Raw genomic sequence first — 11,844 nt, 5'->3', positions numbered from 1 at the left:
ACCATACTACGCCTGTAGTTCGATGGCACTACCGGTGTAGTCTTGACGTTCGTGAAGCGCTCTGAGGCCGTCGCGGACGCGGCTATCACCCTGCTGGCGGAGCGTGGCATGCGCGGGCTCACCCATCGAGCCGTCGACGAGGCCGCTGACCTCCCACCCGGATCGACCTCCAACCTGGCCCGCACCCGCGCGGCCCTTCTGGAACTGACGCTTTCCCGCCTCACGGACCTGGAAGAACAGGCATTGGCTTCGGTCTATCGGTTCCAGGGATCAACCACCCCGGCCCGGCCGTCCGACGCGTTCCAGGGCTCGAACGCTCCGGCCCGGCCGTCCAACGCGTACCGGGAGTCTGGTCCGTCGGGTGGGGCGGCTGGTTCGCTTGCGGAGTCTGGTCCGTCGGCCTGGCCGACCGATGCGTTCCGGGAGTCTGGTCCGTCGGGCGCGGCGGCTGGTTCGCTCGCGGAGCCCGGTTCGTATGACGGGGCGGCGGCTGAAGCGATTCTGGAGTCCGATTTGCCGGGGCTGGTGGCTGAGGCGCTTCACGTTCAGCTTGCCGATCGTAGGCGCACTCTGGCCCGGTACGAGCTGGCGCTGGAGGCGACCAGGCGGCCCGAGCTGCGCAAGATCTACGACGCGGCGGGGCGGCGCTTCCGCGATCCTGTCGTCGGGTTCCTGGCCGCGCTCGGGTCGCCGGATCCGGTGCGGCATGGGCGGCAGTTGGTGGCGTTCGGCGAGGGCATCATGTTCGATTCCATCGCGGGGGCAGGTGATGCGCCCTCTCTCGACGATTTGCGGGAGGCCGTACGGGAGTTCCTGCGAGGGATGCTGGGGTCGGGCGGCTGAGTTGGCGCCATAGGGCGGCTGGGGTCGGGCGGCTGGGGTGGCGCCATAGGGCGGCTGGAGTCGGGCGTTTGCAGGTGGTGCCATAGGGCGGCTGTGGCAGGGGGCCTGCGGGTCTGTCCGTGTTTTGCGTCTGCGAGGTGGCGAGTCTGTCTGCGCCTTTCGCGGGACTTACTAGGTTGCAGGCCTGTCCGAGCGTTTCGAGGGACTTACGAGGTTGCGGGACCGTTTGCGTGCTTCGTGGGACTTGCGACGTGGTGGGCTTACCCATGTTTCGTGGAACTCGTGCGGTGGTGGGCGTGTCCGTGCTTCGCGGGACCCCCAAGCTCAGCACACCGGTCGATACGGCACCTCGGACAGGTACCTGTTCCAGTCCGGCTGTGACAGCCCGCCGTACCGGCCGCAGATCGACGCCGCCGCGCGGGCCGGGTCGGGTGGTGGTGTCGCGTGGGCGAGATCGATGGTGAGGACCGTGCCGTGGTCGGCCAGTACGCGGAGCCAGCGCCCGTCCGGGGCGAGGGCGGCCTGGGCGGGTCGGTCGGTGCCGGTGGGCGGCACCTGGCGGTCCGTGAGGCGGGTGCCGTCCGCGACGCGCCAGACCCGGACGCGGTCGGTGTCCGTGCTGGCCAGCAGTTGACCGTCCGTACTGAAGCGGAGGTGACCGGGTGACGGCCGGAGTCGCGCGGGGAGCACGGGCACGCCGTTCAGCGCGTACACCTGCACCCCGGTCTCCTCGGCGATCGCCACCCGCTCACCCTCGGGGCTGAAAACCGCGTACTCCCACGGCATCCTGTCCAGCCACGGCGCCCGAGTGCGGGCGCCCGTGGACAGACGTACGACCTCCGAACGCGGCCCCGCGAACACCAGCGCCACCCTGTCACGCGGCCCCACCACCACATACTGACCGACGAACGCGGCCCGGCCGGTCCGCAGGTTCCAGGCCCAGCGCTCGCCCGACTGGCGGGCCGCGGCGAACAGCAGCCCGCCCCCCGGACTGAACCAGGCCGACTGCTGCCCTGGCGCGCCCAGCCCCCGGCCGAAGGGTGGTCCCACGCCTGCGTCCGAGGTCGTGTTCCACAGGTACGACCGGTCGACGCCGATGAGCGCCAGCGTCTGGCCGTCGGGGGACCAGGCCATCGCCCGTACGCTCTGGGCAGGACCGGCGGTCGTGGCCAGTTGCCTGCCGGAAATGGTGTCGTACACCCGGAGTGTCCCGTCGGTCAGCGCGGCCAACCGAGTGCCGTCGTCGCTGAGTGCGTCGAGCGAACGCGCGCCGCCGTACGGGGCGGCGAACACGTCCACCGCCGGATCGGCCGCCGAGTCCGCCAGCGCGGCACGGGCCTCCGCGACCGGGGCCAGGCGCCACGCGGCCAGGCTCAGCCTGCGGGCCGTCACGGGGTCGGCCGCCCGCAGCGCCCGCGCCCTGGACGCCGCCACCCTGGCCATGGCCTGGTCGAGCCGCCCGTCGGCCGTGCCGTTCTGCCAGACGGCGACGACGATCGCCGCCAAGACGGCGATGAGTGTCACCGAGGCCAGGACCGCCATGGCCCGGCGCCGGCCGCGGGCCCGGCCGCGCACCAGCGCGCGTCCCCCGTCCAGGAACGCCTGCTCGGCGGCGCTCAACGTCACCCGCCGCCGCCCGCTCGCCGCCCACGCCAGCGCCCTGTCCAGCTCGTCCTCCTGGAACAGGTCGGTCTCCCGCCGCCCGCCCGCCTCCCACCGCCGCGCGGCCCCGGTCAGGTCCCGGTGTACGGCGAGGCCGTCGCGTTCGGCGTCGAGCCACTCGTGCAGGCGTGGCCAGGCCCGTAGCAGCGCCGCATGGGCGATGATCACGCCGTCTCCGGGAGCGTGGCTCTGGTCGGCCGGTTCCAGCTCGGGGTTCTGCGCGGCGGGGATCAGGCGAGGGCCGGCGGAGTTCGGGGCGGGGGTCTGGCGAGGGCTGGGGGAGTTCGGGCCGTGGTTCTGCGCGAGGGAGGTCGGGTGGGGGTGCGCGGCCAGGCTCGGGTTGGGGGCAGGTGCGGTCAGGGTGGGTGCGCTGGGGTTGTGGTTCGGTGCGGTGGGGGAGTTCGGGTCGTGGGTCTGTGTGATCAGGCCCGCTTCGGTGTACGCCTTGAGGACGCGGTCCAGGGCGGCCTGTTCCGGAGGGCGGCCGGTGACCAGTTCGGTACGGGTGGCCCGACGGCGGGTGTCGGTGCCGTCGGGGTCCATCCCCACCAGGCGCAGGAACACCTCCGGCACCACGTCCTGGTCCGCCCGGCTGAGCTGGAGATAGAGGCTCTCCGCCCGCGCACCGAGCGGCGGGTCGTCCACAGGCTCCGGCGGAAGGAGGCGCCCTTGCTGGGACTGAGGCACGTCGAGCAGGGACAGCAGCAGTTGATGCGCACTCGGCCGCCGATCCGGATCCCGGCGGAGCGCCGCCAGCACGAGCTCCCGAAGCGGCCGATCAAGCCGATCGAGCAGCCGACCGGGCTGATCAGGTAATCGGTCCTGCCCGTCGGGCGATGATGGGCCAGACGGGCCGGAGGGGCCGTATGCCGCGAACACCAGCAGCCTGCCCCACTCCCGCACATCCCCGGGAGGCCCGCTCCCATCACCCCCGAGGCCGAGCCCGACCAGCCGCGGCCCCTCAACCCCCAGCACGACCCGGTCCGGCGTCAGCCCGCCGTGCACCGCCCCAGCCTCATGGATCGCCGCCAGCCCAGTAGCCGTGGCCGCCGCCAGCAGGTACAGGTCACCCCCTTCGTACGGCCCGCGCCGCCCCACCACCTCCCCCAGCGTCGGCCCGGGGATGTACTCGCTGACCAGATACGGCACCTCCCCATCCAGGCAGGCGTCCACCACCCGCGCGACAGACCGCGACCGCACCTGCATGGCGGCCTTGACCTGGTATGGGGGCCGCGAGGGGAGGAGTGTGAGCGCATACCGAGTGCCCGACTCGTCGTAAGCGTCATGGACGGCGCCGCCGAGCCGGGAGCCTAACCAGTAGCCCCCCAGCCGGTCAGTCATGCGGCCCTTTCGGCTAACGGTTCAGGCGAGCGCGGTGGTGTGGCCACTCCTCTTCGAGGATGCCGAAATAGACCGTGTCGCGCCAGGTGCCGTCCGGCCTCCTGCGCTGGCGCCGCAGTGTGCCCTCATGCACCCCACCGATGCGCTTGATGGCGTTCTGCGACCGCTCGTTCAGCACGTCCGTCTTGAGCATGACGCGGTTGTAGCCCAGCTTGTCGAAGGCGTGGTCGATAAGCAACAGCTTGCACGAGGTGTTGACCGCCGTCCGCCAGACCGCCCGGCCGTACCAGGTCCAGCCGATCTCGACACTCTTCTCGAACCCCGGCACGTCGCTGTACGTCGTCCAGCCGACGGCCCGCCCCGACGACTTGTGCACGACCGCGAAAGGGACGTGCTTGCCGTCCGAGAGGAGGCCGCGGGCGATCTCCGCCAGCTCCTGCTCGGCACGCGGCGGCGGGACAGGCAGCCAGCGCCAGACCTCCTCGTCCCCGCCTCCGGCGAGGAACAGGTCGGGGATGTGCTCCAGGGTGAGCGGCTCAAGGCGGACGACGTCGTTCTCGAGCACCACAGGAGAGAGCAAGTTCATGGCGGTCACCCTAAAACAGGATCCGGATCACCCTTATGGCCACCCGCCCGGTTTTACCGGCGACCACCTGTCGACACTCATACCGGCCGGTCGGTAGGGTCACGGGTATGGACTTCGCCTTCGACAGCGTCACCGAGGACCTGCGCGAGCGCCTGCTGCGCTTCATGGACGAATGCGTCTACCCGGCCGAGGCCGCCTTCGAGGAGCAGGCGGCGACCAGCGGATGGGGTTCGCCGCCCCTGGTCGCCGACCTGAAGGACGAGGCCAGAAAGCGCGGCCTGTGGAACCTGTTCCTGCCGGGAGAGCACGGCGCGGGGCTGACGAACCTGCAGTACGCGCCCCTGGCGGAGATCATGGGCCGCAGCCCGAGCCTGGCGCCCGTGGCCACCAACTGCGCCGCGCCGGACACCGGCAACATGGAGGTCCTCTCCATGTTCGGCAACGAGTGGCAGCGCAAGGAGTGGCTGCAGCCGCTGCTCGACGGTGAGATCCGCTCGGCGTTCGCGATGACCGAGCCCGACGTGGCCTCCTCCGACGCGACGAACATCGCCACCTCCATCGCCCGCGACGGCAACGAGTACGTCATCAACGGCCGCAAGTGGTTCATCTCCGGCGCGATGAACCCCGACTGCAAGATCTTCATCCTCATGGGCAAGACCAACCCCGACGCGCCGAAGCACCGCCAGCAGAGCATGGTGCTGGTGCCGCGCGACACCCCCGGCATGCTGATCAAGCGCGGCATGCACGTGTTCGGCTACAGCGACGCCGACCACGGCGGTCACGCCGAGATCGTGTTCGAGGACGTACGGGTGCCGGTCGACAACCTGATCGGCGAGGAGGGCGGCGGCTTCGCGATCGCCCAGGCCAGGCTCGGGCCGGGCCGCATCCACCACTGCATGCGGCTGATCGGCATGGCCGAGCGCGCCGTCGAGCTGATGTGCCGCCGCGCGCTGGAGCGTACGACGTTCGGCAAGCCCGTCGCGCAGCAAGGCGTCATCCAGGAGTGGATCGCCGAGTCCCGCATCCGGATCGAGCAGTTGCGGCTGCTCGTCCTCAAGACGGCCTGGCTCATGGACACCGTCGGCAACCAGGGCGCCCACACCGAGATCCAGGCCATCAAGATCTCCACCCCGATCACCGTGGAATGGATCCTGGACAAGGCCATCCAGGTGCACGGCGCGGGCGGGGTCTCGCAGGACTTCCCCCTGGCGGCGCTCTGGGCGGGAGCCAGATCGCTGCGCCTGGCCGACGGTCCCGACGAAGTGCACAAGCGCTCACTCGCCTACCGCGAACTGAAGAGGTACATGTGAACGAGGCGGACATCAAGCACCGCATAGACGCCTTCCGAGGCGCGCACGACCCAGAGAACCGGCTGGAGTTCCTGCGGGCCAGGTTCGACGCCGGGCTGGCGTGGGTGTGGTTCCCCGAGGGGCTCGGCGGGCTGGGCGTCTCGCGGGACCTGCAGCAGGTCGTCGAGCGGGAGCTCGCCGGGACGCCGCAGCTCAACACCGGCGTGCAGGGCATCGGCCTGGGCATGGCGGCGCCGACCATCCTGGCGTTCGGCACCGACGAGCAGCGGCGCCGCTTCCTCCGGCCGCTGTGGACGGGCGAGGAGATCTGGTGCCAGCTCTTCAGCGAGCCGGGCGCGGGGTCCGACCTGGCGACGCTCGCCACGAGGGCGGTCAGGGACGGCGACGAATGGGTCGTCGACGGTCAGAAGGTCTGGACGTCCGGCGCGCACCACTCCCGGTGGGCGATCCTCGTCACCCGTACCGACCCGGACGTGCCCAAGCACCGCGGCATGACGTACTTCATCTGCGACATGCACGCGCCGGGCGTCGAGGTGCGCCCGCTGCGGCAGATCACCGGGGAGGCCGAGTTCAACGAGGTGTTCCTCACCGGCGTGCGGCTCTCCGACGACCTGCGGCTCGGTGAGGTCGGCGATGGCTGGCGCGTCGCCCAGACCACGCTGATGAACGAGCGCGTCGCGATCGGCGGCGCCCCCGTACGGCGCGGCGGCGGCATGATCGGCCCCGTGCTCGACACCTGGCGCGAGCACCCCGAGCTGCGCACCCACGACCTGCATCAGCGGCTGCTGTCGCTGTGGGTGGAGTCGGAGGTGACCCGCCTTTCCGGGGTACGGCTGCGCGAGCAGCTCGTCGCCGGGCAGCCCGGTCCGGAGGGGTCGGGCATGAAGCTGTCGTTCGCCAAGCTGAACCAGGCGCTGTCGGGCCTCGACGTCGAGCTCAAGCGCGACCTCGGCTACGACGACTGGACCTTCCGCCGCTCGGAGGACGTCGACTTCTACGGGCGTGGCGCCGGCTACCGCTACCTGCGTGCCAAGGGCAACTCGATCGAGGGCGGCACCTCGGAGATCCTGCGCAACATCATCTCCGAACGGGTGCTCGGCCTGCCCTCCGAACCCCGCGTCGACAAGGACGTCCCTTGGAAGGACCTGCCCCGATGACCCTGCTGTACTCGGAGGTCGAGGAGGAGCTGCGCGCCGCCGTGCGCGGCCTGCTCGCCGACCGCTGCCCGCCCGCCGCGGTGCTCAAGCGGGTGGAGTCCGACCCCTACGACCTCGACCTGTGGAAGACGCTCGCCGGGGAGATCGGCGTGGCGGGCCTGCTCATTCCCGAGCAGTACGGAGGCGCGGGCGCCTCGGCCCGCGAGGCCGCTGTCGTGCTGGAGGAGCTCGGCCGGGGCGTCACGCCGGTCCCGTTCTTCACCAGTGCCGTGCTGGCCACCCACGCGCTGCTGGCGACGGGTTCGGCGGACCTGCTGGGCGAGCTGGCCGAGGGCCGGACGACCGCGGCCCTGGTGGTGTCGTTCGCCGCCTCGCCGTACCGGCCGTGGCGGGGTTCGTCGGTGAATGTGGACGGCGGGACGCTGTCCGGGGCCGTGTCCGCGGTCGCCGGGGCGGAGGTGGCCGACGTGCTGCTGGTGCCGGTCGGCGGGGAGCTGTACGCGGTCGAGGCCGCGGACGCCGCCGTCGAGGTCGTACCGTCGCTGGATCTGACCCGTCCGGTCGCCACGGTCCGCATCGTTGGGGCGCCCGCGCGGTTGCTGGGTCCGTGCGATCTGGCCGAGGTGCTGCGGTTCGGTGCGGGGCTGCTCGCCTCCGAGCAGCTCGGGGTGGCGGAGTGGTGTCTGGACACCACGCTCGCGTACGTGAAGGAACGCCACCAGTTCGCCCGCCCGGTCGGCTCGTTCCAGGCCATCAAGCACCGGCTGGCGGATCTCTGGCTCGACGTGGTCAGGGCGAGGGCCGCCGCCCGTGCGGCCGCCGGTGACGATTCGGCCGTGACGGTCGCCGTGGCCCAGGCGTGGAACGCGGGTGTCGCCGTACACGCGGCCGAGGAGGCCGTGCAGTTGCACGGCGGGATCGGGATGACGTGGGAGCACCCCCTGCATCTCTACCTCAAGCGCGCCAAGGCCTGCGAGACGGCGCTCGGCACACCCGGCGACCACCGGGAGGCGCTGGCGTCACTCGCCGACGTGCCCGCCCTCGAGAGAGGTCACCCCGAGGGAGGTCAGGAGTAGGTCGGCGAAGTGCTTGCCCACCTGGGCGCCGGTCAGCGGTCCATCCGTGTGATACCAGGTGCCCAGGTGGTGCACCGAGCCGAAGAAGTAGTCGACGACGAGCTCGGCCGGGACGCGGTCGCTGAACACGCCCTCGCGCTGGCCCTCGATCACCAGGTCGCGGAAGCGCTCGTGGTAGCGGCGGCGCTCGGCTCGTACGGTCTTGCGGGTCGCGGGCGCGAGCAGGTGCATCGACCGGAAGAAGATCTTGGAGTCGTCGAGGTTCGCGGTGGTGGTCTCGATGACGTCGGCCGCCGCCGCGTGCAGCCGCTCGGCGACCGTGCCGGGGCCGTCGGCGATCTCGGTCAGGCGCTCCATCTGCAGGCGCAGCACCCGGCCGTAGATCTCGTGCAGCAGATCATCCTTGGAGTCGAAATAGTGGTACATGGCGCCTTTGGTGACGCCGGCGGCCAGTACGATCTCCTGCACGGAGGCGCCCTCAAAGCCCCGCTCCGCGAACAGCCGGGTCGCTTCGCCCAGCAGCCTCCTGCGTACCGGTTCGTCCTTCACGTGGCACAGCATACCGACTGGTCGGTTGATGACGTTCCGACAGGTGCTATTTCCGTCACCTTAGGGTCCCCTTGCTTCCGCCGGGGGCGCGTGGGGTATTAATTAACTCGGCGAGGATCTTCGGCGTGGCAGATCCTGATGGATGCAGCGACTCATTGGGGGAGTTTGCCGTGCCCGGTGGCTCTATTTACGTGCAGCAGGACGAGAAGTTCACTGGGGCATCGCCGCAGTGGTACTACGAGAAGTTCTGGCGCGAGGACGCCAACAACCGCAAGCGATCAAGGATGATCAAGGCGGCCGTTGGCTTCGCGGCGGGCATCGGCCTGGCGCTCCGCTTCGACCTAGGGCTCACCGCCCTCTACGGCCTCGCGTTCGCGGGCCTCGTGGCCGGCATCGACTGGTATGTCGCCTGGCGCTCCTTCCGCCTGACCGCGGTCTGGCGTGGCCGGCGGCGCGGTGAGGTGATCACCGGCCGGATGCTCCGCCGCTCGCTCGGCAAGCACGGCTACAGCGTCCTCGACGGCCGGGCCATCAGGGATCAGGCGTCCATCGACCACCTCGTGATCGGACCCGGCGGCGTGTGGGTCATCGACAACGAGTCGTGGAGCCCCGACACCGAGATCGCCACCTACACCGGGCGGCTCTTCTTCGGCGAGAAGTACGGCAGCAAGGTGGCCAAGTCGCTGGTCGACACCTCCAACGCCTTCGCCGAGCTGCTGACCCGCGAGACCGGGATCCCGGTGACGATCACCCCGCTGCTCGCCGTGCACTGCGGCCTGCTGCCGCGCGGCGGTCAGGTCACCGCTGAGGGCCTCACGCTGCTCAAGCCGAGCCTGGTGGCCCGGCGCATCAAGGCGACCGCCGGAGAGGTGCTCGACGAGCAGCAGATCGAGCTGCTCACCCGCACCGCCGCCCGGGAGCTCCAGCGTGCCTAGGCCAGGTCCTGGATGAAGGCGCTGAGCTGCGCGACGTTGCGGCACTCGTACATCGGCACGACCGCGTCGTAGTCGGTGGCGATGGAGTCGCCCGTGTCCCACTGCTGCCGGGGCTCCGGGTTCAGCCAGTAGGCGTGCCGGGCCTTGGCCGCCAGGGCGCGCAGGGTGTCGACGGCGGCCGGCTGGTAGTTGGAACGGGCGTCGCCGAGGATCAGCAGCGACGTCTTGGAGCCGATCGCGTCGCCGTAGCGCTCGGCGAACCGCTCGAAGGAATGGCCATAGTTCGTCCGGCCGAAGCGCACCATGTCCGCCTCGTTGGCCAGCCGCGTCATCGCCTCCACCACGTCCGCGCCGGGGACGAAGAAGCGGGTGATCTCGTCGACCGTGTCCACGAACCCGAACGCCCGTACCTTGGTGAACTGCTCCCTCAGCGCGTACGTGAGCAGCAGCGTGAAGTGCGCGAACGACGAGACCGAGTCGCTGGTGTCGCAGAGGATCACCAGCTCGGGCTTGTGCGGCCGGGGCGGCTTGAAATGCGTGGTCAGCGGGACGCCGCCGCTCTGCAGCGAGGCCCGCATGGTGCGGCGGAAGTCGAGCCGGCCGCGTCTGCCCTTCCGATGCTTGATCGTCAGCCTGGCCGCCAGGCGCCTGGCCAGCGGGTAGACCTCTCGCCGCAGCCTGGCCAGGTCCGCCTTGGTGATGCGGAGGAAGTCGAGCTGGTCGAGCGGGGGGCGGACGGCCGAGCGGGCGATGCGTTCGACGCCGGAGTCCTCGGCGATGCGGCGGCGTACGTCGGTGGCGACCGCGTCCTCGAAGCGCTTGATGCCGGCGTTCACCCGCTGCCGCGCCGTCTTCTCGGCCAGGCCGCCGCGCTCCTGACCGGCCAGGACCTCCTGGAGGATCCGCGCCATCAGCGTCTCGGGGGACAACGCGCGCAGGACGCTGTAGGAGAACCAGTTCTGGCGGCCGGGACCCGCCGGTTGCCGGCCGAACCGCCCGACCATGTCCCTGGCGAACTCCCGCATCTCGGCCTCACCGCCATGGGTGAGCAGCCGGGCCAGGTGGTCGCGCAGCTCACTGAGCTCCGCGCTGTCATTTTTTATGGTGCTCAGACCGGTTGTGGAGGACGGGAACCACAGATCGAACAGCATGTCGAACCCGGGACGGTACCCCGGCTTCTTGACCAGCGTCGCCGCGTAGGCGGCGCGCAGCGACTCGCGCTCGGTCAGGTCGATCACCCGCAGCGCCCGCACCGCGTCGAGCCCCTCGGCCAGCGACACGGGCAGCCCCGCTTCCCGCAGCGCATGCACGAACCCGACATGCCTGTCGACCAGCGACGTGTCACTCATGAGGCAGCCCGAGTTCCTTGACCGCGCGAGCGTGGTCGGAGGCGTGCTTGAGCACCACGCCCAGCGTGCCCGCCACAGTCGCCTCGTCCAGCTCGTCGCGCCCCAGAGCGAGCAGCGTGTTCGCCCAGTCGACCGTCTCCGCCACCGACGGCGCCTTCTTCAGCTCCAGGGACCGCAGCGTGGCCACGGTCCTGGCCAGCTGCTCGGCCAGGTCCGCGCGGATCGTCGGCACCTGGCTGAGCACGATGTCGCGCTCGCGTTCCGGCGTCGGGTACTCGATGTGCAGGTACAGGCAGCGCCGCTTGAGCGCCTCGGACAGCTCGCGGGTCGCGTTGGAGGTCAGCACGACGTACGGCTTGCGCACCGCGCTGATGGTGCCCAGCTCCGGGATCGTCACCTGGAAGTCCGACAGGAGCTCCAGCAGCAGCCCCTCGACCTCCACATCCGCCTTGTCCGTCTCGTCGATGAGCAGCACGGTCGGCACCCCGGCCCGGATCGCCTTGAGCAGCGGCCGCTCCAGCAGGAACTCCTCACTGAAGATGTCGTCATCCGCGCTGGTGGCCTGGATGCGCAGGAGCTGCTTCTTGTAGTTCCACTCGTACAGGGCCCTGGCCTCGTCGAGCCCCTCGTAGCACTGCAACCTGATCAGCTCGGAGCCGGTGGCCAGCGCCACGGCCTTGGCCAGCTGCGTCTTGCCCACCCCCGCGGGGCCTTCGACCAGCAGCGGCTTGCCGAGGGCGGCGGCGAGGAACACCGAGGTGGAGATGGCGTCGTCGGAGAGATAGTCAACGGCGGCGAGCCGCTCGGTCACGGCGGCGGGCGAGTCGAACATCGATGCTCCTGTCTGAATGCCGAACTTTATTCTAGCGGCTGGCAGGCAGGTGATACCGATTCGACCAGGATGCGGAGTGCCGGTATATTCCTCTCTGCAAGCGCCGTTAGCTCAGTTGGTTAGAGCAGCTGACTCTTAATCAGCGGGTCCGGGGTTCGAGTCCCTGACGGCGCACGCCGAAAGACCCCAGCCCGGATTTCCGGA

General features: G+C 70.4%; 10 protein-coding genes and 1 tRNA gene. 6 read left to right on the top strand and 5 right to left on the bottom strand.

The window, feature by feature from the left end:
• The first annotated feature begins 51 nt into the window (after positions 1 to 51).
• Positions 52 to 843 carry a TetR family transcriptional regulator C-terminal domain-containing protein gene (locus tag AB0B91_RS22885; RefSeq protein WP_358323569.1) on the top strand — a complete coding sequence of 264 codons (792 nt, stop codon included), beginning with the start codon at positions 52 to 54 and terminating at the stop codon, positions 841 to 843.
• A 324-nt stretch (positions 844 to 1,167) separates the two neighbouring features.
• Here AB0B91_RS22885 and AB0B91_RS22880 read toward each other — a convergent pair whose 3' ends face one another.
• On the bottom strand, positions 1,168 to 3,846 hold the full coding sequence (locus AB0B91_RS22880) for a hypothetical protein (RefSeq protein WP_358322857.1): 2,679 nt from the start codon (positions 3,844 to 3,846) through the stop codon (positions 1,168 to 1,170).
• A 13-nt stretch (positions 3,847 to 3,859) separates the two neighbouring features.
• Positions 3,860 to 4,432 (bottom strand): GNAT family protein, encoded by a 573-nt coding sequence (locus AB0B91_RS22875; protein ID WP_358322854.1) that lies wholly within the window; start codon positions 4,430 to 4,432, stop codon positions 3,860 to 3,862.
• A 107-nt stretch (positions 4,433 to 4,539) separates the two neighbouring features.
• On the opposite strand from AB0B91_RS22875, the gene AB0B91_RS22870 reads away from it, so the two are divergent.
• The 3 genes from AB0B91_RS22870 to AB0B91_RS22860 are packed head-to-tail and all read left to right on the top strand — an operon-like array spanning position 4,540 to position 7,975.
• Complete coding sequence (locus tag AB0B91_RS22870) at positions 4,540 to 5,742, top strand: acyl-CoA dehydrogenase family protein (protein WP_358322851.1); 1,203 nt, start codon at positions 4,540 to 4,542, stop codon at positions 5,740 to 5,742.
• The gene (locus AB0B91_RS22865) at positions 5,739 to 6,899 is read left to right on the top strand and encodes an acyl-CoA dehydrogenase family protein (RefSeq protein WP_358322848.1); all 1,161 of its coding nucleotides are present in this window, start codon (positions 5,739 to 5,741) and stop codon (positions 6,897 to 6,899) included. Before AB0B91_RS22870 ends, AB0B91_RS22865 begins: the two co-directional genes overlap by 4 nt.
• The gene (locus AB0B91_RS22860; protein WP_358322845.1) at positions 6,896 to 7,975 is read left to right on the top strand and encodes an acyl-CoA dehydrogenase family protein; all 1,080 of its coding nucleotides are present in this window, start codon (positions 6,896 to 6,898) and stop codon (positions 7,973 to 7,975) included. The genes AB0B91_RS22865 and AB0B91_RS22860 overlap by 4 nt, the downstream gene beginning before the upstream one ends.
• On the opposite strand, the gene AB0B91_RS22855 is transcribed toward AB0B91_RS22860, so the two are convergent.
• The gene (locus AB0B91_RS22855; protein WP_358322843.1) at positions 7,919 to 8,524 is read right to left on the bottom strand and encodes a TetR/AcrR family transcriptional regulator; all 606 of its coding nucleotides are present in this window, start codon (positions 8,522 to 8,524) and stop codon (positions 7,919 to 7,921) included. The two genes, AB0B91_RS22860 and AB0B91_RS22855, sit on opposite strands and share 57 nt — an antisense overlap.
• A gap of 170 nt (positions 8,525 to 8,694) precedes the next feature.
• Here AB0B91_RS22855 and AB0B91_RS22850 point away from each other — a divergent pair, with 170 nt between their 5' ends.
• Positions 8,695 to 9,459 carry a nuclease-related domain-containing protein gene (locus AB0B91_RS22850; protein WP_358322840.1) on the top strand — a complete coding sequence of 255 codons (765 nt, stop codon included), beginning with the start codon at positions 8,695 to 8,697 and terminating at the stop codon, positions 9,457 to 9,459.
• Here AB0B91_RS22850 and AB0B91_RS22845 read toward each other — a convergent pair.
• A complete protein-coding gene (locus tag AB0B91_RS22845) occupies positions 9,456 to 10,808 on the bottom strand; it encodes a VWA domain-containing protein (RefSeq protein WP_358322837.1) in 1,353 nt (450 codons plus the stop codon). The genes AB0B91_RS22850 and AB0B91_RS22845 overlap by 4 nt on opposite strands.
• Positions 10,801 to 11,640: a MoxR family ATPase gene (locus tag AB0B91_RS22840; protein WP_358322834.1), complete on the bottom strand. Its 840-nt coding sequence runs from the start codon at positions 11,638 to 11,640 to the stop codon at positions 10,801 to 10,803. Before AB0B91_RS22840 ends, AB0B91_RS22845 begins: the two co-directional genes overlap by 8 nt.
• A gap of 100 nt (positions 11,641 to 11,740) precedes the next feature.
• Between AB0B91_RS22840 and AB0B91_RS22835 the strand changes: the two genes are divergently transcribed.
• Positions 11,741 to 11,814, top strand: a tRNA-Lys gene (locus tag AB0B91_RS22835).
• The last annotated feature ends 30 nt before the right edge of the window (positions 11,815 to 11,844 follow it).

Source organism: Nonomuraea sp. NPDC049141 (genome assembly GCF_040648415.1).
In the GTDB taxonomy this organism is placed as follows: domain Bacteria; phylum Actinomycetota; class Actinomycetes; order Streptosporangiales; family Streptosporangiaceae; genus Nonomuraea.
Note: the sequence above shows the minus strand (reverse complement) of the source record. Positions and strands in the feature narration are given on the sequence as shown.